We start from the raw sequence: 25,140 nt of genomic DNA, 5'->3' as shown, positions 1-25,140 counted from the left end.
GCGGCTTTCTGCTGTCAGCCCGACCCATCACACTGGGGGCCATGTCTGCCCAGGTCCTGTACCGCTCCGCCGAACCCCGCGACGAACGCCTACTTGGAGAGATCGCCCACGCCACCGGCTACTTCGGGGACCCGGCGACCTGCTTCTTTCCGGACCTGCAACTGTTCGCCGATCTGTGGGTCCGTCCCTACCTGCACGGTGGGGGAGGGGCCTCCTTCGTGGTCGAGCTCGGGGGCGAGGTGCAGGGGTACATTCTGGGCGCGCCTGATCCGGACGCCTACCGCCGCGCAGTGGTGCAGACCGTCCAGCAGCGCGTTCTGCCGCGCCTCTTGGCCGGGCAGTACCGGCGGCCGTGGCCCGGGCTGCTGTATCTGCTGCGCGCTGCCGTGTTCGGTGGACCACATGCCGATCCGGAGACGTTCCCAGCGCATCTGCACCTCAATCTGTTGCCCATCGCGCGGGGCCGGGGCCTGAGCGGGCCTCTCCTGGAACTGCACCTGGCCCGGCTGGCCGAACTGGGGGCGCGGGGGGTTCAGCTCTCAACCACGCTGGAGAATGCGGCGGCCCTGAGGACCTACCAGCGATGCGGATTTGTCATCTCTGGGGCACGCCGTACCCCACTCTGGACGCCGTGGCTGGGGCGTCCAGCGGTTCACGTCGTCATGACCCGTCCGGTGACCTGAACTCAGGATTTCCCGACCCGGTTTCGGCCGTGCGGCACCTTGGCGCGCCCGGAACGTGTACTACAGTGGCCCCATGCCAAAGTCAGTCGTCCATCCTCCTTCGGACCTGCGGCGGAGCGCGCCGTGAAGGTCATCAGCATCTACAACCAGGCCGGCGGCGCGGGCAAAACCACCGTCACCCGCGACCTCGGCTACGCCCTGACACAGCTCGGATTCCGTGTCCTGCTCATTGATCTCGACTCGCAGGCCAGCCTGACGCGCTGGCTCGGACAGCTCACCCCCGGCGCGGACGGCAGCAAGGCCGCTGGCACCCGGCTCGACCGCACGGTCTTTCCCGTGCTCACCGATCCCGACGCCGACCTGCCCGAACCCCTCAGCGCCTTCGGTATGGACCTGATTCCGGCCAACACCAAGCTCAGTGTGGGCGATTCGGTGCTCTACGACGACCAGAACCGTATGGGTCAACTGCGCGCGGCCATCCGCCGGGTAGAGGGCTACGATTTCGTTCTTATCGACGCGCCGCCCGGCCGTACCGCGATGGCCCTGGCCGGCGTGGCGGCCAGCGACCACCTCCTGATTCCGGTGAACGTCGCCAAGGCGCTGGACAACATCGACAACGTGGCCGAGGTGCTGACCACCGCGCGTCGCTTCTCCCCCACGCTCTCGGTGCTGGCCCTCGTTCCGCACTCGTTCATGCGCAACACCCGTCACCACAAGGACGTACTGCGCGGGATGCAGGAAGACCTCGCTGCCCTAGCCCCCACGACCACGCCCATCAGCCACAAGGACACGCTGTACGACGACGCGACGCTCTACCAGCAGCCCATCGCCGTCTATGCCCCCAGGAACTCCGCTCCCGAGGAGTACCGTAGGCTGGCCGGGGAAGTTCTGGGCCTCCTGGGGATGCAGCCTGCCGCCGGAGTGACGCCGTGAGCCGTGGGCCGCGGCCCAGCGCCGTGAAATTCGACGCCGGCCTCACGGTCGCCGGCTTGAGCGCGCCGACCGTCTTCAACGTCTCGCCGGACCAGATTCAGGTGCGGCCCGACTTCAATCCGCGTGGTCAACACACCCCGGTGGCCGATGCCTTCAGCGAGCCGGCGCTGCGGGCCCTGGGGGAGAGCATGCGCCGCGACGGCGTCCTGACCCCGCTGATCGTGTCACAGGCCGCTGGGGATACCTACTGGCTGATCGCCGGCGAACGGCGGCTGCGCGCGGCCCGGCTGATCGGCCTAGCCACCCTGCCTGTCATGCTCAAGACCGAGCAGGACGCCGCGCGGCTGGCCCTGGTCGAAAACCTGCAGCGCCAGAATCTCAACCCTGTGGACGAGACCTTCGGCGTCTTCCGGCTGCTCTCGCTGGAGACGGGCCTGGACCTGAACGAGCTTCCGGCCGCCCTGCGCGCCGCCCTGCGTGAGCCGGGCCGCGATCCCCATGACCTCGCCGCGCGGCTGGAAAGTTACGGCGCGACCTCACTGGAAGCCTGGGCCAGACATCGCCCGGCTTTTCTGAAGATGACCCCGGACGAGCTGGCGGCCGTTCGTGAAGGCCGACTTCCCTGGCGGACCGCTGCCGAGCTGACCCGGTTGCCTGAAGGTGAGGGCCGTACCGCTCTGCTGGCCCAAGCGCTAGCCGAGGAACTCTCGACTGCGCAGGTGAGCCGACAGATCCGGGAACTTCAGGGCAGTGACGCCTTTGCAGCCCGCACCCGTCAACTCATCTCCGAACTCAAGCCGGCGCGACTTGCAGCTCTCCCCCTGCACCAGCGAGAGCGAGCCGAACAACTCCTCACCGAACTCGCCAAACTTCTACGTCCCTGAATCTATTCTGCTGGGAGACGAGGACACATGTCCTTAGACTGCAAGAAAATGGCTTTGTAGCCGTAACCCCCTCTGGTTGCATTGACAATTTCCGTCTGACCCGCTCTACGCGTTCTGCTGGAAAACGAAAAGTTGGATTTGCAGGGGTGATAAATTTAATAATTTATGCACATAAAAGATTACTTAGTTACACTGGTGTCATAATCCTGACAACGTGTCGTAGATCGCCCAATTTTCCCTGCTTTCCACTACCTGAGCTTGGTTGACTGAGGGCACCCTAGTCTTTAGCCCCTGAAAGGCTCAGGAAGGCCTATGCAAGTAGATCACCGTAGACTTACCGCAGCAGCTCCTCTGCTAGCTCTTACAGGGCCCTTTTAGAGCCTTTCAGGGGCAATTGGTTCCGCGTTTGCCTTCCGATCTTCAGACACCCATTCCAGGAGAGCCCATGTCGATCCAGATTTTCCAGCTGAGCACGAGAGCTACCTTCACCAAGCCGCTTGACTTCCCGGAACTGAAAATGGCTTCCGGTACCGCCGTCCAGAGGAACTCATGACACGCAAACTGCGCTGGGCCCTAGTGGGCGGCGGGGTGGATGCGTTTATCGGAGCCGTCCACCGGCACGCGGCGGCACTTGATGGTCAGTACGACCTGGTGGCTGGGGCACTCTCAAGCACGCCGGAAAGGGCACAGACGTCGGGCCGAGCGCTGGGGTTGCCCGAGGACCACATCTACGATTCCTGGCAACAGCTACTGGAACGCGAACGGGCACGCCCCGACCCGGTAGAGGTCATCAGCATCGTCACGCCCAACCATCTGCATTTTCCGGTCGCGCTGGCGAGCATCCGGGCAGGTTTCCACGTGATCTGCGACAAACCGCTCGTGCATACCGCCGAGCAGGCACGCACACTGGCAGCGGCAGTGGAGGAGAACGGGACACTCTTCGCCGTAACCTACAACTACAGCGGCTACCCGTTGGTTCGGCAGGCCCGCGAGATGGTGCTAGGGGGCGCACTGGGCGAGGTGCGCAAGGTGCAGGTGAGCTACCACCAGGGCTGGCTGGCCCGCGAGGACGGGGGCAAGCAGGCGGCATGGCGCACCGACCCGGCCCTGAGCGGCCCGGCTGGGGCGCTGGGAGACATCGGCACCCACGCAGAGCAGCTCCTGAGCTTCGTAACCGGACAGGAGATCGCGTCACTCAGCGCCGAGCTGACGACTTTCGTGACCGGGCGCGCGGTGGACGACGACGCCAACGTCCGCCTACGCCTGAGTGGCGGCGTGCAGGGCCTGCTGACCTGCTCACAGGTCGAGATCGGCCGGGAGAACGACCTCCGGTTCTCCGTCTTCGGCACAGAGGGCAGCCTGAGTTGGCAGCAGGAAGACCCCAACGTGCTGGTTTTCGACCGGTTGGATCAGCCACGTCAGGTCCTTACCCGGGGCGGACCGGGTCTCGGGCGAGCGGCTCAAGCTGCTTCCCGCCTGCCGGCTGGGCACCCCGAAGCTTTTATCGAAGCGTTTGGAAACATCTACCGCGACTTCGCAGCCCATGTGCGTGCCCATGAGACCGGGCAAAATCATATCCCCGCCTACCCGACCATCCGGGACGGTGTACGCGGCGTGGAATTCGTCGAAGCCGCTCTGAGCAGTTCACGCGAAGGCGGAATCTGGGTTGATCTGCCCCGCTAAGGTTGGCCCCGAAAGACCCCCTCGGACCATCCGGTCAGGAGGGGGCTTTTTTTGGCTCCTCGCCCTGATTGATGTTTTTAATGATTTTAAAAGATGTTAAAAACATATGATGATCATCATCAGGGGGGCGGCAAAAATGATGTCTAGGACGATGTTTTCTTCTTAAATTCCCCAAAGAGACAAGCTCAAAAGGCCCCAATTCCCCAAAGAGACAAGCTCAAAAGGCCCCAATTCCCCAAAGAGACAAGCTCAAAAGGCCCCAATTCCCCAAAGAGACAAGCTCAATTCCCCAAAAAGACAGCATGTAAGTTTGGGGAATTCCCCAAAGAGACAGGCTCACTCCTCTCTAATTCCCCAAAGAGACAAGCTCAGATAAGCCAATTCCCCAAAGAGACAGGTTGAGTGGATTGCGGAGGTTAAAAGACGATACACACGCTATTTGCTGCCCTAATTCCCCAAAGAGACAAGCTCGCCAGGGGAGGCAATTCCCCAAAGAGACAGGCTTCCCCAAAGAGACAGGCTCAATAGAGACGGCGGAGACGTTAAACCCCGATCAGCACGCGGAATTCAGCGGCGAGGATCGATTGTGACCGGTCGGCCGCGGCGCGGGTCAGTCGGCGCGAAAACTCCAGGCCGTCCAGGGTGCCGTTGCCCACCAGGGTCGCGATGACGGCTATCTCCTCGGTGCCCAGATGTTCGCCCATCATCATCTGGAGAAGGCTCAACATGCGGCGTTCGCGGGCATCTGGGAGCATCTCGCGCCACGCTAGGGCCTGTTCGGCTTCCCAGGTCTCGTCGGCCAGTCTCTCTACGGGCGGCGCGTCAACAGTCCTGGATCTGGAGCGTGTCTTTTTGGGGAATTCTCTGGATGATCCCTGTTCCGGGACTTCGTCAGGCCTGAAATATTCGGCGTATCGCTCGGGGTTGCGGAACATGTCTACCAGCAGCCCCTGACGGTTTTTGACGGGGGTACGCGCCTGTCCCACCACGCGACCGAAAGCCGCGACGGTGGACTCGACCTGCGCGGCGTAGGTCTGCACGGTCTTGACGGCATTGGGCGCGCTCAGACCATTGCGGGTGAGCAGCGCAACCAGTTCGGTATTGGGCGGCGCGGCGACCTGCCCGAACCGGTAGGTGATCTGCTGGCCCTCGCCGCGCCCGATATAGATCACTTCGACGAGGTACGCGGTGTCGAGCAGTTCCTGGTGGGCCGGTTCCAGGGCCCGGCGGATCTTGTCCAGTCGCCAGCCGTGCATGCCCAGATGCTCGCCCCAGTTGCGGGTCGAGACCGTATAGGTGTCGGTCGGTACCTTGCCCATCGGTGCGCGGCGCTCCTCCAGGCTGCGGTACAGGGTCCGGACCATCGGTTGCGAGAGCTTGGAATAGAACTCTAGGTCCAGGGGGCGCAGGTGGCCGCTGCGCACACTGCGGGTGATTGCTCGCGCGAGCTGGATCTCCAGGATGGTGTCGGCGCGCAGCAGCCCGATCTCCTCGGCGACCTCGGTGGCGTCCACCCGCGCGAACGAGCTGATGATGCTAAATTCTTCGCTGACCCACTGGTGCTGGCGGCCGTCGAACCACGACTCGGTGATGGCGAAGGTGCTGCCCTGGAGACGGCGCAGGCCTTCGAGGACCTCGCTGTACTGCCGGCCCCCCACCGTCAGGCCCGCGAGCGTGAGCAGGCGGTAGGCCGAGAGCTGGATGACGCCCGCGTTGGGCAGCCCCTGCTCGACGAAGGCGTTCACCAGCCCGATGATGATGTCGTTGTCCAGGCCGTGCGGCACCACCGCGTCGGCGCGCGAGACGCACTTGACGTGAATGGCCCCCAGCGCGTCCACAGTAAGCTGTTTTTCCCAGGACTGCAGGGTACTGGGGATGCGGTTTTGTGCCAGTGCCAGCGCCAGCCGGGCAATGTTGCGCTCGTCGTGGCCCTGAAGCTGCTGGGGTTCTTTCCGCGTGTTCTTGCCCACCGGGGCAGTCTACGCGCCGGGGCGGGCAGCGCTGGCCGGAGGGCTCCGTGCCTCCGCCGCGCTATGCTGGGGGCGCTGACAATCAGGCCGCTGTTCTGCATGGATAACCAGTGGCCCGCCCCTCCCTTTTCCGAGGCGCCAACCATGTGTTTCCGGGTGCGGGGTGCCCGGAACACGGCGCGGGCCAGTTCTGGCGAGGAGAATGCGGCATGGAGAGCGTGAGCATCACAGTGAATGGACAGCGGCGGGAAGCGCCGGGCGCGCGGCCCCACACGACGCTGCTGAACTGGCTGCGGGACCAGGGCCTGACCGGCTGCAAGGAAGGCTGCGCCGAGGGCGAATGCGGGGCCTGCGCGGTGCTCGTTGCCCGCTCCGACGGCGAGGAGGGCACCCGCTGGGAAAGCGTGAACGCCTGTCTGGTGCTGCTGCCCGCCCTGAGTGGGGGAGAGGTCGTGACCGCCGAGGGTCTGGGCACGCCGCAGAACCTGCACCCTGTGCAGCGCGAGCTGGCAGTGCGGGGCGGCAGCCAGTGCGGGTACTGCACGCCGGGCTTCGTGACGAGCATGGCGGCCGAGTACTACCGCCCTAGGCGCCTGGACGGCGAACACCACGCCCCCAACGGCTTCGACATCCACGCCCTGAGCGGGAACCTGTGCCGCTGCACCGGCTATCGCCCGATTCAGGACGCCGCACACGCCCTGGGCACGCCACCGGAGGAGGACGCGCTGGCCGCACGGCGCTCTCGGCCCGCCCCGGCACTGCCCCCTCTGCACCTGTCGGGCCCTGGCGGCGACTTCCAGCGGCCCGGCACGCTCGAGCAGGCGCTAGAGGTGCTGGCCCGGCAGCCCGACGCCAAGGTGCTGGCGGGCGGCACCGACTGGGGTGTCGAGGTCAATCTGCGCCACGCCCGCGCGGGGCTGACGGTGGCGGTAGACGCCCTGCCCGAACTGCGTGAACTGACCTGGTCGCCGGACGGGGTGGAGATCGGTGCGGGCCTGAACCTCAGCGAGATCGAGCGCCGGCTCGGGGGGCGCGTGCCGCTGCTAGCCGAGTGGTTCCCGCAGTTCGCCAGCCGTCTCATCCGCAACAGCGCGACCCTGGGGGGCAACCTGGGGACCGCGTCGCCTATCGGGGACAGCCCGCCCGTGCTGTTGGCGCTGAACGCCTCGTTGCGGCTGGTATCGGTTAATGGCGAGCGCGAGGTGCCGCTGGCCGAGTATTTCACCGGCTACCGGCAGACCGTGCGCCGTCCCGGCGAACTCATCCGCAGCGTGAAGATTCCGCTGCCGCTCGCGCCGGTCACGGCCTTCCACAAGATCGCCAAGCGGCGCTTCGACGACATCTCCAGCGTGGCGGTGGCCTTTGCGCTGGAGCTGGATGGGGACACGGTGCGTGAGGCGCGCATCGGCCTGGGCGGCGTCGCGGCCACGCCGCTGCGGGCACGCGCCACCGAGGCGGCCCTGACCGGCCAGCCCTGGACCGAGGCCACCGTGCGCGCCGCCGCCCGCACCCTGCGCGGCGAGGGCACCCCGCTCGACGACCACCGCGCCTCGGCGGCCTACCGCGCGGCGATGCTGGAACAGGCCCTGCTGAAGTTCTATTTCGCGCGGCAGGAGCAGCAGGAGGTGGGCGCATGAGCAGCTTCCACGAACGGCCCGCACGCGGCGCGGTGGGCGAGGCGATCCCGCACGAGAGCGCCGCGCTGCACGTCACCGGGCAGGCGCTGTACACCGACGACCTGGGAGGCCGCCTCGGGGGGCTGCTGCACGCCTGGCCGGTGCAGGCTCCGCACGCCCACGCCCAGATCCTGGCGATGGAGACGGCCCCGGCTCTCACGATTCCCGGTGTCGCCCGCGTCCTGACGGCCGCCGACGTGCCCGGCGAGAACGACTCGGGAGTCAAGCACGACGAGCCCCTGTTTCCCTCGGAGGTCATGTTCTACGGGCAGGCGGTCGCCTGGGTGCTGGCCGACACGCTCGATGCCGCCCGCCTGGGGGCGCAGGCCGTGCGGGTCGAGTACGGTCCGCTGCCGGCCCTTGTGACGCTTACCGAGGCCATCGAGGCCGGTTCCTTTCAGGGCAACGCCTCTACCCTGCGCCGGGGCGACGTGACGCAGGGCTTCGCGGAAGCAGCGCACGTCTTCGAGGGCGAGTTCGAGTTTGGCGGTCAGGAACACTTTTATCTGGAGACGAACGTGGCGCTCGCGCAGGTGGACGAGGCCGGGCAGGTGTTCGTGCAGAGCAGCACCCAGCACCCGACCGAGACCCAGGAGATCGTGGCGCACGTGCTGGGCCTCTCGTCGAACGCCGTGACCGTGCAGTGCCTGCGTATGGGCGGCGGCTTTGGTGGCAAGGAGATGCAGCCGCACGGGTTCGCGGCGGTGGCGGCGCTGGGCGCGGTCCTCACCGGGCGGCCCGTCCGGCTGCGCCTGAACCGCACCCAGGACCTCACCCTGACCGGTAAACGCCATCCCTTCCACGCGGTCTGGAAGGTGGGGTTCGGTGAGGACGGCAGGCTGTGCGCCCTTCAGGCCACCCTGACCAGCGACGGCGGCTGGAGCCTCGACCTCTCCGAGCCGGTGCTGGCGCGGGCGCTGTGCCATGTGGACAACGCCTACTACCTGCCGCACGTCGAGGTACATGGTCGCATCGCCAAAACCCACAAGACCTCCCAGACGGCCTTCCGGGGCTTCGGGGGGCCGCAGGGGATGCTGGTCATCGAGGACATCCTGGGCCGCTGCGCGCCGCTGCTGGGGCTGGACCCCCACGAGCTGCGGCGGCTGAACTTCTACCAGGAGGGCGAGGCCACGCCCTACGGCCAGCCGGTGCGCCACGCCGGCCGCATCACCGAAGTGTGGGACACGCTGCTGGAACGTTCGGACTTCGCGGCCCGCCACGCCGGGGTCCTGGCCTTCAACGCCGCGCACCCGCACCGCAAGCGGGGGCTGGCGGTCACGCCGGTCAAGTTCGGGATCTCGTTCAACTTCACGTCCTACAACCAGGCGGGCGCGCTCGTGCACGTCTACAAGGACGGCTCGGTCCTCATCAACCACGGCGGCACCGAGATGGGCCAGGGCCTGCACACCAAGATGCTCCAGGTGGCCGCGACCGCGCTGGGCGTACCGCTGGCCTGCGTGCGCCTCGCGCCCACGCGCACCGACAAGGTGCCTAATACCTCGGCCACGGCGGCGAGCAGCGGGGCCGACCTCAACGGCGGCGCGGTCAAGGACGCCTGCGACCAGATCAAGACCCGGCTCGCCGAGGTGGCCGCCGGCTCGCTGGGCACGCGCTCGGTGAAGGTTGGCGCGCTGGGCGTCCACCCCGACGACGTGCGCTTCGAGAACGGGCGGGTATTCGCGGTCGGTCACCCCGAACTCGGCATGGACTTCCGCGAGGTCGTCCATGACGCCTACCACCTGCGCACGCAGCTGTGGGCGGCGGGCTTCTACCGGACGCCGGGCCTGCACTGGGACCGCGTGAACCTGCGCGGCGAGCCCTTCAAATATTTCTCCTACGGCGCGTCGGTCAGCGAGGTCGAGGTGGACGGCTTCACAGGCGCCTATACCCTGCGCCGCGCCGATCTGCTGCACGACGTGGGCGATAGCCTCTCGCCCCTGATCGACATCGGGCAGGTCGAGGGCGGCTTCGTGCAGGGCGCGGGCTGGCTGACCCTCGAAGACCTGCGCTGGGACACCTCTGATGGCCCGAACCGGGGCCGACTCGCCACCCAGGCCGCGAGCACCTACAAGCTGCCGAGCTTCTCGGAGATGCCCGAGGTGTTCAACGTGGCCCTGCTGGAACGCGCCACCGAGACTGGCGTGGTGTACGGCTCCAAGGCGGTGGGCGAGCCGCCCCTCATGCTGGCGATCAGCGTGCGCGAGGCGCTGCGGCAGGCGGCGGCGGCCTTCGGACCGGCCGGGCGTGGGCAACTGCTGGCCAGTCCCGCCACCCCCGAGGCGGTGTACTGGGCGCTGGAGACGGCCCGCACGGCGGCGCTGACGGCTGTGGCGGCCGATGACTGAGAGGGGCGGATGACCTGGCTCACGGGTCTCGACACCCTGCGCGCTCGCAACGCGCCGGGGGTCCTCGTCACGCTGGTCAGCGTGCGCGGCCATGCCCCGCGAGGGGCCGGGGCCAAGATGATCGTCGGCGCGGACGAGTGCTGGGACAGTGTCGGCGGCGGCAACCTGGAAGCGACGGCCACCGCGCGCGCCCGCGCCCTGATCGCCGCCGGGGTAGGCACGCCCGAACTCCTGACCCTGCGCCTGACCGACCGCGCGCCGAACGAGCACGGCCGGCAGTGCTGCGGCGGCGAGGTGACGCTGCTGCTCGACCCGCTGCCCACCCGGCGCCCCACCGTCGCCGTCTTCGGGGTGGGCCACGTGGGGCTGGAGGTCGCGCTGCTGCTCTCGCGCCACCCGCTGCACCTGCACCTCGCCGACTCGCGCGCCGCGCAACTTGTCCCGGAGCGCCTGGCGCTTCTGGACGGGGGAGAGGCGCAGGTGCACGTCCACCACGTTCCTATTCCCGAGCTGGCGCTGGCCGAACTGCCCGCCGGCGCGCACGTCCTGATCCTCACGCACGACCACGCCGAGGACGCCGCCCTGTGTGACGCGGCGCTGCGCCGCTCCGACCTCGGCTTCATCGGATTGATCGGGTCGAGTGCCAAGTGGGCGCGCTTTCAGGAGCAGCTCCGGCGCGAGGGTCACAGCGACGCCGACCTCGCCCGCATCACCACGCCCATCGGGCTGCCGCACCTGCATGGTAAGACCCCAGCGGTCATCGCCCTGGGCGTGGCCGCGCAACTCTTCCTCCACTTCCAGACCGAAACGGCCTTTCAAACGACATGACCCATACACAGACTTTCCTGCTCCAGCCTTCGGCCGACCCTGTCCTCTACCGCGCCACGTTCATGCACACGCCGCGCAGCCCCTTCGCGGATGAGGGGGCCCTGCACGCCGAGGACGACGGCGGCCTGCTCGTCGCGGGCGGCGTCATTCTCGCCAGCGGTCCCTGGGCCGAGGTGCGCGCCCAGGCGCCGGACGCCTCCGTCACCGACCTGCGCGGCGGCCTGCTGCTGCCCGGCTTCGTGGACACCCACGTCCACTACCCGCAGGTGCGTGTGGTGGGCGGCCTGGGAATGCCGCTGCTGGACTGGCTGGACCGCAACGCGCTGCCCGAGGAGGCCCGGCTCGCCGACGAGACCTACGCCCGCGCGGTCGCCCGCGAGTTCCTGGGGGCGCTGGCGATGAACGGCACGACCACCGCCCTCGTGTTCGGCGCGCACTACGCCGGGGCCATGCACGCCTTTTTCGAGGAAGCGGAGGCCTCGGGCCTGCGTACCGTCGCCGGGCTGGTCGTGGGCGACCGCCTGCTGCGCCCCGAGCTGCACACCACCCCTGAGCGTGCCTACGCCGAGAGCCGCGCCCTGATTGAGCGCTGGCACGGCCGGGGCCGTGCGCTGTACGCCGTGACGCCGCGATTCAGCCTCTCGGCCAGCGAGGGCCTGCTCGACGCCTGCGGGGCGCTGCTGCGCGACTTTCCGGACGTACGCTTCACCAGCCACATCAACGAGAACGTGACCGAGGTCGAGGTGGTCCGGGGGCTGTTTCCGGAGGCGCGCGACTACCTCGACACCTACGAGCGCGCCGGGCTGGTTGGGCGGCGCAGTGTGCTGGCGCACAACGTCTGGCCGTCGGACCGCGAACTCGGCGCGATGGCCGAACACCGCTGCACGGCGGCGCACTGCCCGTGCAGCAACTCGGCGCTGGGCAGCGGCTTCTTCCCACTGCGGCGGCACCTGTCGGCGGGCGTGCACGTCTCGCTGGGCAGCGACGTGGGCGGCGGCACGGGCTTTTCGCTGCTCAAGGAAGGGCTCCAGGCCTACTTCATGCAGGGGCTCATGGGCGAGGGTGGCGTGGCCCTCACCCCGGCCCATCTGCTGTACCTCGCCACCCGTGCGGGCGCCGAGGCGCTGGACCTCGGGGACCTGACGGGCGACTTCAGTGCGGGGCGGCAGTTCGACGCCGTTCACCTGTTGCCCCCGACTGGCACGCCGCTGGCCGCCGTGTACGCCCACGCCGAGGGGCCGGGGCGCCTGCTCGCGGCGACGTTCGCCAGCGGGACCCAGGGCGACGTGGCGCGCGTATGGGTAGGTGGCGACGAGGTCTACGCGCGGGGCTGAGTGACGCCCTCTCGCGGAGGCCGCGCCGGCCGTTCTGCAGCGTTGTCGAGCTGCCGGATGGCCGGCGACACGAAGCCCAGCAGGCCCACCGCCGCGCCCAGCACGCCCAGGATGACGAACAGCCAGCGCACGCCGACCTGTTCGCCCAGCGGAGTCGCCACAGCCAGCCCGATGGGCGCGGCGACCCCCGTGACGGTGTTCATCAGTGACAGCACCCGCCCCTGCAGATGCGGCGGAATGGTGGTCTGGAGCAGCGCCGTCAGCGGGCCGTTGCCCAGGATGTAGGTCATGCCGCTCAGGACCCACCACACGACCGCCAGCCAGAACAGCTCGCGCGGGGCCAGCGCCGTCAAGGCCAGCGTCAGGCACGACGCTGCGAAGCCCACCAGAATCCAGGGCACCTGCCGCCTCGGCGCGACGGCCGCCACGATCAGTCCGCCCGCGATCATGCCCAGGCCGGACAGGCCCTCCATCAGGGCCACCTGTCCGGCCCCGCCCGCGAAGTGCTCCTTGACGAGCAGCGGCACGAGCGTGAACGACGGCACGATAATCAGAACGATGGCGCCCATCAGCCCGAACAGCCGCCGCAGCCCCGGCTGGTGCCACACCAGGCTCACGCCCTCGCGGAACTCGCTCCACAGCCCCCCGGAATCGTCCCCCGCCGGTCGCCGGGGCTGCGGAATGCGGTAGAGCAGCAGCGGCACGATACCCAGCAGCGCCGTGAACACGTCGATCCCCAGCGCCCAGCCGATGGGCATGACCCCGATGGCCAGGGCGCCCAGCGGCGCGGCCGCCACCGTCATCAGGCCCTGAAGGGTCTGGTTCAGGCCGGCGGCGCGCGGCAGGAAGCTCGCCGGTACGAGCATCGCCGTGCTCGCGGCAGCGGCCGGCGACTGGAAGGCCTGCATGGCGCTCCGGATGAACATCATGGTGTAGACGTGCCACAGCTCGACCCGCCCGGTCAGGAACAGGGCGATCAGGACCACCATGCACAGGGCGCTGATGGCGTCCGCGCCGATCATCAGCGCGCGGCGGCTGTAGCGGTCGGCCAGGGTGCCGCCGAGCGGACTGAGCAGCGCCTGGGGCAGCAGCGCGGCCACCCCGGCGGTCGCCAGCGCCGAGACGCTGCCGGTCGTGTCAGTGATCCACCACAGCAGGACGAACTGCGTGAGGGCCGACCCCACCAGCGAGGACGCCTGCCCGCAGAAGATCGCCCAGAAGCGCGGCTGCCAGCCGGGACCGGGGTCCGGGTGGGCGGCCACGGCCGGAACGTTCACAGCCGGGTCCATGCGGTCAGCTCCTCTTTCAGGGCGGCGCGCTGCGGCCCGTCCAGGTCGGGCAGGCCCACCTGCCGCCCGAGCCACAGCCCGTCGCAGGCCAGCCGGATGGCGTGGGCGCGCCCGGCCGGCAGCCCGTCGGCCTCGGCGTCGTGCAGCACGAAGGCCTGCACCTCCTGCAGGGTGGCGAGCTGTTCGGGCAGGGCGCCCAGGGGCGCCAGGGCGGCGCTGAGGGCCGGTTCGTCCACGTCGGGCCGGAGGCAGACCTCGATATAGGCCCGCAGCCAGGCGCCGGGGCGCGGGCCGTCCTGCGCGAGTTCGGCGCCGTGAACCGCCGCGAGTTCACGCTGGAAGTCCTCGACCAGGGCGTACGCCAGGGCCAGAAGGAGCCGCTCCTTGGTGGGGTAGTGGTGCAGCAGGCCGCCCTTGCTCAGGCCAGCTTCCCGCGCCACCGCGTCGAGCGACAGGGTCGCGCCCTGACGCCTCAGGACCTGTCGGGCCGCGGCGAGCAGGGCGTCGCGGGTCAGTTCGGGATGGGCAGATCGGGCCATAGCCTCAGCTTACCGACCGTCTGGACGGTTTGTAAAGTGGACAGGATAACTGGTGTCTATCAGTAAGGCGAGAGGTGCAGCGGGGGACTGAAAAACGCCCCCCTGTCAGAGACGCGCGCGGTGGCTGACCGGGGGAAAGGGCGGATTTCGCTGAGGGGTTCAGGTCCCTCAGGGCTCCTCACGGGGGGAGCCCTGAAAGGAAACCGGGTCAGAAGGCCGGAACGACTGCGCCCGAATATTTCTTGAGGATGAAGGCCTTTACCTCGGGGCTTTGCAGCGCCTTGACCAGCTTCAGGTAATCGGCGTTCTTGAGGGTGGCGGGCTTGACGGCCAGCAGGTTGGCGTAGGGGCTGCGCTTGTCTTCGAGCAGCAGGGCGTCCTTGAGGGGATTGAGGCCGGCGTCCAGCGCGTAGTTGGTGTTGATGACAGCGGCGTCCACGTCGCCCAGGGCGCGCGGGAGCTGCGCGGCTTCCAGCTCGCGGAAGCGCAGGCGCTTGACGTTGGTCGTGATGTCCAGCACGGTAGCGCTCACGCCTACGCCGGCCTTCAGGCGGATCAGGCCCGAGCGTTCGAGCAGCTTCAGGGCGCGGCCGCTGTTGCTGGGGTCGTTGGGCAGGGCGATGGTCGCGCCCGCCTTGAGGTCGCTGAGCTTCTGCACGCGTCGGCTGTAGACCCCGATGGGTTCGACGTGCACCTTGGCGCCGGCCACGATCCCCAGCGGGCGGCCCTGCTGAAACGAGTTCAGGTAGGGCAGGTGCTGGAAGAAGTTCACGTCGATGCTGCCGTCGGCCAGCGCAAGGTTGGGCTGCACGTAGTCCGAGAATTCACGGATCACGAGGGTGACGCCCCGCTTGGCGAGCGCAGGCTTGACGAACTCCAGAATCTCGGCGTGCGGCACCGGGCTGGCCCCCACACGCAGGGTGCCGGCAGAGGCGGTGGCGGTCAGGGTCAGGGCGGCGATCAGAAACAGGTGCTTGGTCATGTAGGGGACTCCATAGAGAGAGGGGTCTGAAGGTCGGGCAGCCGGGGCTGTGTGGGGCGGAATTTCCCCCACTCCTCCCAGGCTCAGAACGCCGGAACGATGCTGCCGCCGTACTTCTTCAGCAGCCAGGCCTTCGCCTCGGGGCTGGTGAGGGCCTGGGCGAGCTTTTGCAGGTCGGGATTGTTGAGTTTGTCTCTGGTCGTGGCGAGAATGTTGACGTATACGCTGTTCTTGCCCTCGCGGAAGATCGCGTCGCGCGTGGGGTTCAGGCCGATTTCCAGTGCGTAGTTGGTGTTCACGATGGCGGCGTCCACATCGGCCAGTGAGCGTGGGAGCTGCGCGGCTTCCAGTTCGCGGAAACGCAGGTTCTTGACGTTGCTCACGATGTCGGTGACGTTGGCCCGCGCGCCTACGCCAGCTTTCAGGCGGATCAGGCCCGCGCGTTCGAGCAGTAGCAGTGCCCGCGCCCCGTTGCTAGGGTCATTGGGAATGGCGACGGTCGCGCCCCGTTTCAGCGCCGTGACCTCGGTGACGCGCTTGCTGTACAGCCCCAGCGGCGGCAGGTAAATTTTGCGCACAGGCACGATGTTGAGCGGGCGGTTCTGCTGGAAGGCGTCGAGGTAGGGCTGGTGCTGGAAGAGGTTGGCGTCGAGACTACCCTCGCCGAGCGCGACGTTGGGCTGCACGTAGTCCGAGAACTCGCGGACCACGAGGTTCACGCCCTGCCTGGCGAGCGCGGGCTTGACGAATTCGAGCAACTCGCCCGCCGGCACGGGCGTCGCGCCGATGCGCAGCGTGCCTGCCGAGGCCGAGCCGGTCAGGATCACGAGAAGGAGGGCAGAGGGCAGACGCAGGGAACGGGTCGTGGACATGGGGAACTCCTGGGAAGGTGGGGCGTGAGGAGGGAAGGGCGGGACAGGTCGACCCGGCTCCGGCCACACAGGCGGGAGGGCACAGGTTCAGCAGGGTGTGGGGTCTAGCGGTGGTCGGTGCGGGTCGCGGCGCGGTCACCCAGCCACTGCACGCCCTGCACCAGAACGAGCAGGACGACCACGGTGGCGATCATCACGCCGGTCTCGAAGCGCTGGTAGCCGTAGCGGATGGCGAGGTCGCCCAGGCCGCCGCCGCCGATGGCGCCCGCCATCGCGCTGTAGCCGATCAGACTGATGAGCATGACGGTGAAGCCGTGGATCAGGGCCGGACGGGCTTCGGGCAGCAGCACGCCGAGTACAGTCTGGGCCGTCGTTGCGCCCATCGCGCGGGCGGCCTCGACCACGCCGCCAGGCACGTCGCGCAGCGCGCCGTCCACCAGCCGGGCCACGAAGGGAATCGCCGCGATGGTGAGCGGGACGGTCGCCGCCACCGAACCGATGCTCGTGCCGGTGATCAGACGGGTCAGCGGAATGAGCAGCACGAGCAGGATGATGAAGGGCAGGCTGCGCCCCACATTGACCACCACGTCAAGCACGCAGTACACGGCCGCCTGGGGCCGCAGGCCGCCGGGGCGCGTGAGGGTCAGGACCGCCCCCAGCGTCGTGCCGACGAGCTGCGCGATGAGCGCCGAGGGCAGCACCATCGCCAGCGTCTCCAGGGTGGCCTGCCACAGCAGCGGCCACATGGCCTCCCAGGTCACGCGCCCACCTCCTGCAGCGCGGGCTGCGGGCTGGGCTGGGGCACGGTCTCGCGCACGGCCAGCCACACGTCCGCGCCCTGTGGATGCGTCTCGGCGCGGACGATGCGGGCTCCCTGCCGGGCCAGGTGTTCCAGCGCCGCGCCGTCCAGGGCGGGGAGGGTCAGGTGCCGTAGCGTCTCGCCGCTGTGCAGGGCGTCCTGGGGGCGGTGGGCGTCGAGCAGGGCGCGGGTCACGGCGTGCTGCGGGCGACGCAGCACCGTGCCCGTATCGCCCGCCTCGACGAGGTGGCCCCCGTCGAGCACCGCCACATGGGTCGTCACCGTGCGGATGACCTCGAGCTGGTGGGTCACGAGAACCAGCGTCAGGTCGCGCTCCTGCTGAATCCTCCGCAGCAGCTTCAGAATCCCGGCGCTCGTCTCGGGGTCCAGGGCACTCGTGGCTTCGTCGGCGAGCAGCAGCGCCGGCTCGGTGACCAGGGCGCGGGCAATGCCGACGCGCTGCTTCTGCCCGCCCGAAAGCTGCGCGGGGTAGCGCTCCGCGAAGCCGCCCAGGCCCACGAGGTCCAGTAGTTCGCGCGCCCGGCGTTCGCGTAGGGGCCGGGGCGCGCCGCGCAGCTCCAGCGGCAGCGTCACGTTGCGGAGGACCGTGCGCTGCGCGAGCAGGTTGAAGTGCTGGAAGACCAGCCCGGTCCGCTCCTGCAACCGGGCGCGGGTCTGGGGCGTCAGCGCCTCGCCCTGAAGGTGCAGCTCGCCGCTGTCGGGGATTTCCAGCCCGCTGATGAGGCGCACCAGCGTGCTTTTGCCCGCGCCGCTGCGCCCGATGATACCGGTGCGGCTGCCACGCGGAATCTGGAGGGAAAGGTCGTGCAGGGCGGCCTGGGCCTGCCCGGCGTAGCGTTTGCCGACGTGGCTGAATTCCAGCGCGGTGGACATGAGAGAGGGCGCTCCTGCGGGAAAAGACGGACAGAACACCGCAGCAAAAAGCGGTCCCCTTCCTGGGCGAAGTGCGTCGGGAAGGGGACGGAGCGGCCATGCGCGCCTTGTGGAACCTGCAGAGAGGAACACCCTTCCTTTACCCGGTCTGCGGCCCTGGTCATCGTTGAGGCCCGCAGGTCTGGACTTGAAAGCACCCGCCGTGATGAGGGCTGGTTGCTGCGGCGGTCTCCGGGGTCCAGTCCCCTCACGCCGACTCTGGATAAAGGCGACCCCCTGAAGGGTCAGGGGGCAAGGTAGTTCAGTTGAGCTTTGTTGTCAACGTTCCAGGCTAGAGGAGAGTCGCTCGGCAGGCTACCGCCGCGCTTTCAGGCGGCTCGCCAGGCGAGCATCCAGCTCTGGTGGCCTCGGCGGCTGGCCCGGATCTGACGGCCGTCCGGCAGGACCCAGATTTCGACCTCCTCGAGCGCCTGCCAGAACCAGCGGGCCGGCTTGGTGTAGCAGTCCACACGCTGCACTTCGGTACTTTCGGTCGTTTCGGGCAGGAGGAGCAGCCCTTGGAGTCGGGTCCAGCGGTTCAACATCATGCGCTCAGTATGGACACTCAACGTTACGCTTTTGTTAATTCGGGCATATTCGTGCGCGAAACGCACGCAGCTGTGCTAGCGGAGGGCTGAAACACGCCTCTGTGCGCCACCTTTCCCCCCACTAGGGGGGCACTCACGGGGCCGCTGTGCGTGTCCGGGACCGTCCCTGGGCCAGCAGGGCTCCGCACAGGATCAGGGCGCCGCCGGCCAGTTGCGACGGCCCCAGCGGCTCATTCAGCAACAGGGCAGCGAAGAGCAGCGCCCATAGGGGATCGGTGGTGGTAAGCAGGCTGGCTCGCGCCGCCCCCAGGCGCTGCACAGCGCTGAACAGGGCAGGCATCGAGATCAGGGTGGGCACGAGCAGCATGCCCAGGATCAGGCCCCAGTGGCTCGGGCTCTGCGGCACGCTCAGGGTTCCGCCCAGCGTGCCCAGAACCGCGAAAGTCAGGGCCGACACCAGCGTGACGTGCGTGGTGACGGTCAGTGGCGCGCTGCCAGCGGCCACGCGCCCGCTGAAAAAGAGATAGGCCCCGTACAGTCCACCCGAGAGCGCGCCCAGCCCCAGGCCCAGTAGGTCACGGTCGGCGGCGCCCGGGACCCCCACAACCACCCCCAGCCCCAGAACGCTGCACAACAGGGCGCCGAGCTGGGCGGGGCTGGGCCTGGCTCCCGCCAGGGCGCCGTACAGCACCACGAACGCCGGCGCGACATAGACGAGCAGCGCCGCCGTCCCCGCCGAGATCCGGGCCAGCGCGGCAAAGTAGGCCACCGTGGACCCCGCATACACCGCGCCGAGCAGCAGTAGTTTCACCCGCTCGCGTGCCGGGGCGCGTCCCTGCCCCAGCGCGAACAGCAGCAGGGCGGTCAGCCCAAAACGCCAGCTCAGCAGGGTGGGGGTGCTCAGGTGCGCGGCCGTCGCCAGCTTGCCCCACAGCCCCAGGGTGCCCGAGGTCGCCGCCGAGAGCAGCGCCAGCCCGATGCCCGGCAGGTCGCCGCGCAGGGAGGAAGACGTGGAAGAGGAACTGGGAGCGGCCTTGAGCACACCGACAGCCTAGAAGCCGCAGGGGGGCGCCGTCTTGCACGAAAAGGCTTGGTCGACTGCGGAAAACGGCACAGGGCCGCCTTACAGGGAACTGGATGGCCCGGCGCCCGGCGCTATGTCACAGTAGGTTATGGACGATCCGCGTGTGTGGCTCCGGCCCGGTCCGGCCGGCGAGTGGCTGGTCGAGAGCCTGTTCGATGCCGTGCCGGATCTCAACTTCTTTGTGAAGGACCGGCAGGGGCGCTACGTCAGTGTGAACGACGCCCTGCGGCGGCGGAGCGGAGCGCAGCATAAGAGCGAGCTGATTGGCCGGACGGCCGCCGAGGTCTTCACTGGCGAGGCGGGCGAGCGCTTCAGCGGACAGGACGAGCGCACGCTGCGGGCAGGTGAGGAACTCCGCGACGTGCTGGAACTGTATTTCGGCGGCGGGGGCGAACCGGTGTGGTGCCTGACCTCCAAGTGGCCACTGCGCGACGATTCGGGCGCGGTCGTGGGGCTGGCCGGCGTGTCGCGCGATGTCCCCCCGCCCAGTGACCGGTCCGGCGGGCGTCAGGGAGATTTCGCTCGCGTGGCTGAGGCCCTGGCCTACATGGCGCGCTGCTACGACCGCCCCCTGCGGATGCCGGAGGTGGCGGCCCGCTCCGGGCTTTCCGAGGACAGCCTGGGCCGCCTGGTGCGCCGGGTATGTCACGTCACCCCCAAACAGTTTCTGCTGCGGGTGCGTCTGGACGCGGCCACACGGCTGCTACGTGATCCGGCGCTCTCGGTAGCGGCAGTGGCCCACGCCTGCGGTTACAGTGACCACAGCGCGTTTACCCGCACCTTCCGCGCCGTAACCGGCCTGAGTCCCCAGGCCTACCGCCAGCGCATGACGGCCCGGTAAGGGCCACAGGTCCGGGAGTCAGGGCAGGGGACCGGCCCCTGTCTGGCCCGCGACGGCTGCCACGCCGCCAAGGATGAAGCGTTCCAGCAGTTGGGCCCGCGCCTCCGGGTCGGGTGCGCCGGCCGTGACCTGCTCGTAGGCGGCGCTGCTCAGCAGGTCCAGCACGAGTGGAATGAGCAGCGGCTGTTCACGCCCTGGCCCCATGCGGCGGCGCTGAAGCTCGCGCAGTTCGAGGCGGGACTCGATGGCCGCCAGAAAGTGCCTTCGCCGCTCGCGGAACAGTGGGCCGCCGCCGCTGCCCAGCAGCAGGAGCAGTTCGCGTTCTTCGAGCAGGGCCAGGAACAGCCGCGCGAACGAGAGGTCCTCCTGACGCCCCAGCAGGGGTTCGAGCCGCGCGGGCAGGTCGTGGAGCCGGGCGTCGAGCAACGCTCCCAGCATCTCCTCGGTTGAGGCGAAATAGGCGTACACGGTGGGGCGCGAGGTATGCAGCGCCGCCGCCACATCGGCCATCCCTACCGCCTCGAACCCGCGTTCGACGAACAACTTCGCCGCCGCCGCGAGAATCTGCTCGCGCCGGTCCTCGGCTTTCAGGCGGCGGGCAGCGGCTGGACTCGACATGCCACCGAGTCTAGCATAAACTGACAAAACGTCACTTGACAGACTGTCATCTTAGGCGGATACTGATCTCACTGCTGACAGGGTGTCAGTTTGAGGAGGCCAGGATGGGATTTCGTGAAGATTTCAGGCAGTTGAGCCCCGCCGAGCGCAGTCTGTGGCGTCATCCGATGATGTGGGTGTCGGCGGCGGCCATCGCGGCAGTGCCGTTGCTATATGTGACCATCTATCTGGGCAGCTCGCTCGACCCCTACGGCAATCTCGACCGCCTGCCGGTGGCGCTGGTAAATCTCGATCAGGGTGCAGTGCGTCAGGGCAAGACCTATGACCTGGGCACCGAAACCCTGCGGGAACTGCGTCAGGAACCGGCCTTCGCCTATACGGTGTTCCGGACCGAGGCCGAGGCGCAGGAGGCAGTGAGGCGCGGGCAGATGTATTTCTCGCTTACCATCCCTCCTGAGTTCAGCCGTCAGGCGGTAGCGGGCGACAGTCGCCAGCACGGCCTGCTGAAGTTCTACGTGTCGCAGGGCAGCAGCTATTTCGCCAGCCGCGTGGCCTCCAGCTTCGCCACGACCTTGAGCGACCGCCTCAACCGCACGCTCGGTGAGAACCGCTGGGAGGTCGTGCAGGCGTCGTTGGCCCGTTCGGAGAAGAGTCTGGCGGACCTGCGAGCGGCCACGACCAAGCTGCGCGACGGCGCGCAGACCCTCAGTGGGGGCGCCGAGCGGCTGGCGGCCGGGGCTACGCGCCTCGACAGTGGAGCGCAGCAGGCGAGTACCAGCGCCGCTCAGCTCGCGGCCGGGGCCGGCACGCTGGCGGGGGGGGTCAAGACCCTGACCGCCGGTACGGGCCGGCTGTCGAGTGGCCTGCGTCAGCTGGAAGCCGCCGCGCCCGGCGAGGCTCAGCTTGCTCCGCTGCGTCAGGGGGCTGGGCAGGTCGCGCAGGGGGCCAGGGCACTGTCGGGGGGGCTGGGCGACCTAGCGTCGGGGGCCGGGCAGCTGGCGACCGGCGCCGCCTCGGCCCGCAGTGGGGCAGGCAAGGTGAGCCAGGGCAATGCGGCGCTCGCGGACCAGCTGCCTAGGCTTTCGCAGGGGCTGGGACAGCTCTCGCAGGGTGCAGGCACGCTGGCGCAGGGTGCGGCGGCGTCGGGGAAGGGCGCGCAGCAACTGGCGACCGGCGCTGGGACGCTGAAGACCCAGCTGGGGGCGCTGGCGCAGGCCGCGCCTGCCCCCTTGAAGCCGGGGGCCACCGCCGCTGCCGGGAGAGCCGAACAGCTCGCCCAGGGGGCCACCGAACTGGCCGCGGGCACGGCTGAACTCTCGCAGGGCGCGGCCACGCTGTCGGCCCGCAGCCGGGAGGCGGCCCAGGGCGCCCAGGCCGCCGCCACGGGCGCGGCCAGCCTGAAGACTGGTAGCGCGCAGCTCGCCGCGGGAACGGGTCAGGTCGCGCAGGGCGCCTCGTCGCTGTCGGCAGGGGCCAAAAAGGCGGCGACCAGTGCGCAGACCCTGGCAAGCGGCGCGGCCGGAGTCGGGCGCGGCGTGGAGACCCTCGCCCAGGGCAACCTGAAGATCAAGACGGCCCTCGGGGACATCACGGGCCAGCTGCCTAGAGACGCCGACCTCGGGCGGCTGGACACGGGGGCGGCTACCCTGGCAGCCCGCTCGGCCGACCTGTCCGGCGGCCTGAAGACGCTGGCGCAGGGCAGCAGTGAGCTGCGTCAGGGCGCGGCCAGTCTCCAGAGCGGCGCGCAGCAGCTGTCGAGCGGGCTCTCGCAGCTTTCGGCCCGGCTGCCGCCCCAGCCCGAGAGCTTGGGCGGCGACCCGGCTGGCCTGAGCGCCAGCGTCCTGCCGGTCACGCAGACGTTCGCGCCGGTCGCCAACAACGGCGCCGGGTTCGCGCCCTACTTCCTGGCTCTGAGCCTGTGGGTGGGCGTCACGCTGACCACCTTCATCTTTCCGTACCAGCAACTGGCCCGCAGCAGCCGGGGCACCTCGCAGTGGTCCCGCGCGCTGCGCAAGGCCGCCGTGCCCGCGCTGCTCGTGTGTGTGCAGGCGCTGCTCGTCGTGGCCGGTGTGCACGCGCTGGGGGTGGAGTTCGTGCATCCGGTGCAGGTTGTCGTGACCGCCCTGGCCTCCAGCCTGACCTTCCTGGCCCTCGTGCTGGCGCTCGTGTTCCTGTTCGGCGCGGCCGGGCGCCTCGTGGCCCTCGTGCTGCTCGTCGTGCAGCTCGCGGCTTCGGGCGGCAGCTATCCGGTCGAACTCTCCCCCGGGATCTTCCGCGCGCTGCACGGCTGGTTGCCGGTCACGCAGAGCGTCGGGGCCTTTCGGCACGCCATCACGGGTGCGTACCAGGGTCAGTATCCGGTGCTCATGCTCTCGCTGGCGGGCATGTTCGCCGTGAGCGTGGCGCTGTGGCTGCTCGGCCGTCGGCGCTGGGAATTCGTGCCCGACGAGCACTTCAGGCCGCTGATCGCCTCGCCGCTGGCGGCGGGTACGGACGACTGAGACCAGGGAAAGACGAGGGGGCCGGGGCTGCATGTTCCGGCCCCCTTTGCCGTGTGGGCCGAAGGTGGCATAACATCCCACACCCTTATTCTGTTTAGGGCAGAATAGGAGTCATATGGCACGATTGAAGACGAAAGACGACGCGGCCCCCCAGCCCCGCCCTGCCTCCCGCAATGCCGCCGCCCTGGACCTGCCTGAGACGGAGGCGTCCAGCGGCAACCTCCTCGCGGCCTTCGATGCCCTGACCGCGACGGCGGGGGTGGACAGCCGCGCCGTCGCTCTCGCGGACAGCGGCGCCGACACCGGCACGCTGGAGGCCGCCCTGACCGAGGCCCTGCGCGCCGCACACGACCGCTGGGGGCTGGGGCTGCACCACCTGCGCCACGAAGCCCGGCAGCTCGACAGCGGCGACGTGGCCCTGCTCGTGGACGGGCGCGAGGTGGTCCGTGTCGGTGAGGGCTACGCGGCGATTGCCCAGGCCTACGCCCCGATGGGCGCGGCCGACGAGCGGGGGCTCAGCCTGTGGGGGGTGCTGGGCGAGGGCCACCGCGTGGCCGCCGACGCTCCCTTCGCGGTCCTGAAGGTCCTGATTGAGGAGGCGCGCGACTTCGAGACCTACTGGACGCCGCAGCGTGGCGGGGCCTTCTCGCGCGTGTGGCGCCGGGATGAGACGCTGCATGTCGAGGTGGCCCGCCCCGCCTCGGCCGAGGAAGCCCTGGCCGACGCCGCCTGGGACGTGATCACCAGCATCAAGGACCGCGCCTTCCAGCGCGAGCTGATGCGCCGCAGCGAGGAGGCTGGGATGCTCGGCGCCCTACTGGCTGCGCGGCACGCCGGGGCGTCCTCGAACCTCGCCCGGTTGCCCGAGGCCCAGTTCGCGGTGCAGGCCGTCGTGCGCCGCCTGACCGGTGCGGAGGCCCGCAGCGCCGAGGGCTACCGGAGCGAGCTGCGCGCCGCCGCCACTGAACTCGACGAGCTTCAGGCCGCCGCGACTAGGCAGCTGTCCGAAGTGCTGCGCCACGGCCTGACGCGCTGAGGCAAGGAGACGCAGAGACAGCCGGGCGGAGGTCCGGCTGTTTTGCTGGGGGGTGCCCGACGGTTCGTGCAAAACACATGTAGGGCGGGTGGGCAGTCCATCGTAGGCAGGTTCACAGCCTGGAGAGTGGCGAGATAAGCCATCGCCACTCAACTGCACCCCCAGGCTCCTGGATACTGCTTGACATCACTTCAGGGTCGGATTTTCCAGTTCACTGTTGTTTCATCCGGCGTCCACCTTCTCCGCGCAGGCTCCTGGGCGGGCCGGGAATCTGGCCCGGGAGGTGTCTCATGTCGCTGCCGGATCTCAACCTCAAGGCCTTTCGCCGCCGCGCGCCCACCCTCGAAGCCCACTTCCAGAGCTTTTCCCGCCATATCGCCGATTTCAGTGGTACGGCCGTCGCCTTCACACTGGCGTTTTCCACGGTGGCGGTCTGGGGCGTCACCGGGCCGCTGTTCCACTTCTCGGACGGCTGGCAGCTCGTCATCAACACGGGCACGACCATCGTCACCTTCCTGATGGTTTTCCTGATCCAGAACGCCCAGAACGAGGACGCCCGCGAACTGCATGCCAAGCTCGACGCCGTATTGCAGGAACTGCGCGCCGAGCGCGGGATGCTTCACGACCCCGAACTGCTGACGCTCACCCCCAACGAGATTCTGAAAGACATGCGCCTAGGTGACGGCTGACCCGGTCGCCGGACAGCAGCCTCCTGGAGACGGCTCCGTCAGACAAGAAAGCCCCCGCGTTCAGCGGGGGCTT

The 25,140-nt window shown here is 68.9% G+C and carries 22 protein-coding genes; 12 read left to right on the top strand and 10 right to left on the bottom strand.

What is annotated here, in order from left to right:
- Positions 1-41: 41 nt before the first annotated feature.
- The 4 genes from ASF71_RS11285 (at position 42) to ASF71_RS11270 (ending at position 4,183) form a co-directional block, all read left to right on the top strand.
- A complete protein-coding gene (locus ASF71_RS11285; RefSeq protein WP_056299744.1) occupies positions 42-683 on the top strand; it encodes a GNAT family N-acetyltransferase in 642 nt (213 codons plus the stop codon).
- Positions 684-806: 123 nt separating this feature from the next.
- Positions 807-1,616 (top strand): ParA family protein, encoded by an 810-nt coding sequence (locus tag ASF71_RS11280; protein WP_056299740.1) that lies wholly within the window; start codon positions 807-809, stop codon positions 1,614-1,616.
- Positions 1,613-2,500: a ParB/RepB/Spo0J family partition protein gene (locus ASF71_RS11275; RefSeq protein ID WP_056299737.1), complete on the top strand. Its 888-nt coding sequence runs from the start codon at positions 1,613-1,615 to the stop codon at positions 2,498-2,500. Before ASF71_RS11280 ends, ASF71_RS11275 begins: the two co-directional genes overlap by 4 nt.
- A gap of 549 nt (positions 2,501-3,049) precedes the next feature.
- Entirely contained in the window at positions 3,050-4,183 is a 1,134-nt protein-coding gene (locus ASF71_RS11270) for a Gfo/Idh/MocA family protein (protein ID WP_056299734.1), read from the top strand.
- A 542-nt stretch (positions 4,184-4,725) separates the two neighbouring features.
- Here the strand turns inward: ASF71_RS11270 and ASF71_RS11265 are convergent.
- Positions 4,726-6,153: a replication initiator protein A gene (locus ASF71_RS11265; protein WP_056299731.1), complete on the bottom strand. Its 1,428-nt coding sequence runs from the start codon at positions 6,151-6,153 to the stop codon at positions 4,726-4,728.
- Between the two features lie 209 nt (positions 6,154-6,362).
- Here ASF71_RS11265 and ASF71_RS11260 point away from each other — a divergent pair, with 209 nt between their 5' ends.
- The 4 genes from ASF71_RS11260 to guaD are packed head-to-tail and all read left to right on the top strand — an operon-like array spanning position 6,363 to position 12,336.
- Complete coding sequence (locus ASF71_RS11260; protein ID WP_056299727.1) at positions 6,363-7,790, top strand: xanthine dehydrogenase small subunit; 1,428 nt, start codon at positions 6,363-6,365, stop codon at positions 7,788-7,790.
- The gene (xdhB, locus tag ASF71_RS11255; protein ID WP_056299724.1) at positions 7,787-10,174 is read left to right on the top strand and encodes a xanthine dehydrogenase molybdopterin binding subunit; all 2,388 of its coding nucleotides are present in this window, start codon (positions 7,787-7,789) and stop codon (positions 10,172-10,174) included. The genes ASF71_RS11260 and xdhB overlap by 4 nt, the downstream gene beginning before the upstream one ends.
- 9 nt (positions 10,175-10,183) lie before the next feature.
- Positions 10,184-11,002: a xanthine dehydrogenase accessory protein XdhC gene (xdhC, locus tag ASF71_RS11250; protein WP_056299721.1), complete on the top strand. Its 819-nt coding sequence runs from the start codon at positions 10,184-10,186 to the stop codon at positions 11,000-11,002.
- Entirely contained in the window at positions 10,999-12,336 is a 1,338-nt protein-coding gene (gene guaD / locus ASF71_RS11245) for a guanine deaminase (protein WP_056299718.1), read from the top strand. Before xdhC ends, guaD begins: the two co-directional genes overlap by 4 nt.
- Here the strand turns inward: guaD and ASF71_RS11240 are convergent.
- From ASF71_RS11240 to ASF71_RS11205, 8 genes are all read right to left on the bottom strand, one after another.
- Entirely contained in the window at positions 12,321-13,625 is a 1,305-nt protein-coding gene (locus ASF71_RS11240) for an MFS transporter (protein ID WP_056299714.1), read from the bottom strand. The genes guaD and ASF71_RS11240 overlap by 16 nt on opposite strands.
- Complete coding sequence (locus tag ASF71_RS11235; RefSeq protein ID WP_056299710.1) at positions 13,610-14,164, bottom strand: TetR/AcrR family transcriptional regulator; 555 nt, start codon at positions 14,162-14,164, stop codon at positions 13,610-13,612. The genes ASF71_RS11240 and ASF71_RS11235 overlap by 16 nt, the downstream gene beginning before the upstream one ends.
- A gap of 208 nt (positions 14,165-14,372) precedes the next feature.
- Positions 14,373-15,146, bottom strand: a complete 774-nt coding sequence (locus tag ASF71_RS11230) for a MetQ/NlpA family ABC transporter substrate-binding protein (RefSeq protein ID WP_056299707.1) — start codon at positions 15,144-15,146, stop codon at positions 14,373-14,375.
- Between the two features lie 83 nt (positions 15,147-15,229).
- Positions 15,230-16,018: a MetQ/NlpA family ABC transporter substrate-binding protein gene (locus ASF71_RS11225; protein WP_056299703.1), complete on the bottom strand. Its 789-nt coding sequence runs from the start codon at positions 16,016-16,018 to the stop codon at positions 15,230-15,232.
- A 104-nt stretch (positions 16,019-16,122) separates the two neighbouring features.
- Positions 16,123-16,764 carry a methionine ABC transporter permease gene (locus ASF71_RS11220; RefSeq protein WP_200939700.1) on the bottom strand — a complete coding sequence of 214 codons (642 nt, stop codon included), beginning with the start codon at positions 16,762-16,764 and terminating at the stop codon, positions 16,123-16,125.
- Between the two features lie 11 nt (positions 16,765-16,775).
- The gene (locus tag ASF71_RS11215) at positions 16,776-17,711 is read right to left on the bottom strand and encodes a methionine ABC transporter ATP-binding protein (RefSeq protein WP_056299696.1); all 936 of its coding nucleotides are present in this window, start codon (positions 17,709-17,711) and stop codon (positions 16,776-16,778) included.
- Positions 17,712-18,079: 368 nt separating this feature from the next.
- Positions 18,080-18,298, bottom strand: coding sequence for a hypothetical protein (locus ASF71_RS11210; protein ID WP_056299692.1), 219 nt, complete (start codon positions 18,296-18,298; stop codon positions 18,080-18,082).
- A 133-nt stretch (positions 18,299-18,431) separates the two neighbouring features.
- Positions 18,432-19,340 (bottom strand): EamA family transporter, encoded by a 909-nt coding sequence (locus tag ASF71_RS11205; protein ID WP_056299690.1) that lies wholly within the window; start codon positions 19,338-19,340, stop codon positions 18,432-18,434.
- Between the two features lie 130 nt (positions 19,341-19,470).
- Between ASF71_RS11205 and ASF71_RS11200 the strand changes: the two genes are divergently transcribed.
- Entirely contained in the window at positions 19,471-20,223 is a 753-nt protein-coding gene (locus tag ASF71_RS11200; protein ID WP_056299687.1) for an AraC family transcriptional regulator, read from the top strand.
- 18 nt (positions 20,224-20,241) lie between these two features.
- Here ASF71_RS11200 and ASF71_RS11195 read toward each other — a convergent pair whose 3' ends face one another.
- Entirely contained in the window at positions 20,242-20,841 is a 600-nt protein-coding gene (locus ASF71_RS11195) for a TetR/AcrR family transcriptional regulator (protein ID WP_056299684.1), read from the bottom strand.
- A 104-nt stretch (positions 20,842-20,945) separates the two neighbouring features.
- Between ASF71_RS11195 and ASF71_RS11190 the strand changes: the two genes are divergently transcribed.
- The 3 genes from ASF71_RS11190 (at position 20,946) to ASF71_RS11180 (ending at position 25,067) form a co-directional block, all read left to right on the top strand.
- The gene (locus tag ASF71_RS11190; RefSeq protein WP_056299681.1) at positions 20,946-23,342 is read left to right on the top strand and encodes a YhgE/Pip domain-containing protein; all 2,397 of its coding nucleotides are present in this window, start codon (positions 20,946-20,948) and stop codon (positions 23,340-23,342) included.
- Between the two features lie 115 nt (positions 23,343-23,457).
- On the top strand, positions 23,458-24,378 hold the full coding sequence (locus ASF71_RS11185) for a hypothetical protein (RefSeq protein WP_056299677.1): 921 nt from the start codon (positions 23,458-23,460) through the stop codon (positions 24,376-24,378).
- Positions 24,379-24,668: 290 nt separating this feature from the next.
- A complete protein-coding gene (locus ASF71_RS11180; RefSeq protein ID WP_056299674.1) occupies positions 24,669-25,067 on the top strand; it encodes a low affinity iron permease family protein in 399 nt (132 codons plus the stop codon).
- Positions 25,068-25,140: the final 73 nt, after the last annotated feature.

Origin of the sequence: Deinococcus sp. Leaf326 (assembly GCF_001424185.1) — a bacterium.
In the GTDB taxonomy this organism is placed as follows: domain Bacteria; phylum Deinococcota; class Deinococci; order Deinococcales; family Deinococcaceae; genus Deinococcus.
Note: the sequence above shows the minus strand (reverse complement) of the source record. Positions and strands in the feature narration are given on the sequence as shown.

Excerpts from the sequence above, each read along its gene's own strand:
- ASF71_RS11220 (WP_200939700.1), bottom strand. The coding sequence starts at position 16,764 with ATGTGGCCGCTGCTGTGGCAGGCCACCCTGGAGACGCTGGCGATGGTG.
- guaD (WP_056299718.1), top strand. The coding sequence starts at position 10,999 with ATGACCCATACACAGACTTTCCTGCTCCAGCCTTCGGCCGACCCTGTC.
- xdhB (WP_056299724.1), top strand. The coding sequence starts at position 7,787 with ATGAGCAGCTTCCACGAACGGCCCGCACGCGGCGCGGTGGGCGAGGCG.
- ASF71_RS11260 (WP_056299727.1), top strand. The coding sequence starts at position 6,363 with ATGGAGAGCGTGAGCATCACAGTGAATGGACAGCGGCGGGAAGCGCCG.
- ASF71_RS11235 (WP_056299710.1), bottom strand. The coding sequence starts at position 14,164 with ATGGCCCGATCTGCCCATCCCGAACTGACCCGCGACGCCCTGCTCGCC.
- ASF71_RS11190 (WP_056299681.1), top strand. The coding sequence starts at position 20,946 with ATGGGATTTCGTGAAGATTTCAGGCAGTTGAGCCCCGCCGAGCGCAGT.
- xdhC (WP_056299721.1), top strand. The coding sequence starts at position 10,184 with ATGACCTGGCTCACGGGTCTCGACACCCTGCGCGCTCGCAACGCGCCG.
- ASF71_RS11210 (WP_056299692.1), bottom strand. The coding sequence starts at position 18,298 with ATGATGTTGAACCGCTGGACCCGACTCCAAGGGCTGCTCCTCCTGCCC.
- ASF71_RS11195 (WP_056299684.1), bottom strand. The coding sequence starts at position 20,841 with ATGTCGAGTCCAGCCGCTGCCCGCCGCCTGAAAGCCGAGGACCGGCGC.
- ASF71_RS11285 (WP_056299744.1), top strand. The coding sequence starts at position 42 with ATGTCTGCCCAGGTCCTGTACCGCTCCGCCGAACCCCGCGACGAACGC.
- ASF71_RS11200 (WP_056299687.1), top strand. The coding sequence starts at position 19,471 with ATGGACGATCCGCGTGTGTGGCTCCGGCCCGGTCCGGCCGGCGAGTGG.
- ASF71_RS11270 (WP_056299734.1), top strand. The coding sequence starts at position 3,050 with ATGACACGCAAACTGCGCTGGGCCCTAGTGGGCGGCGGGGTGGATGCG.
- ASF71_RS11240 (WP_056299714.1), bottom strand. The coding sequence starts at position 13,625 with ATGGACCCGGCTGTGAACGTTCCGGCCGTGGCCGCCCACCCGGACCCC.
- ASF71_RS11230 (WP_056299707.1), bottom strand. The coding sequence starts at position 15,146 with ATGACCAAGCACCTGTTTCTGATCGCCGCCCTGACCCTGACCGCCACC.
- ASF71_RS11185 (WP_056299677.1), top strand. The coding sequence starts at position 23,458 with ATGGCACGATTGAAGACGAAAGACGACGCGGCCCCCCAGCCCCGCCCT.
- ASF71_RS11225 (WP_056299703.1), bottom strand. The coding sequence starts at position 16,018 with ATGTCCACGACCCGTTCCCTGCGTCTGCCCTCTGCCCTCCTTCTCGTG.
- ASF71_RS11180 (WP_056299674.1), top strand. The coding sequence starts at position 24,669 with ATGTCGCTGCCGGATCTCAACCTCAAGGCCTTTCGCCGCCGCGCGCCC.
- ASF71_RS11215 (WP_056299696.1), bottom strand. The coding sequence starts at position 17,711 with ATGTCCACCGCGCTGGAATTCAGCCACGTCGGCAAACGCTACGCCGGG.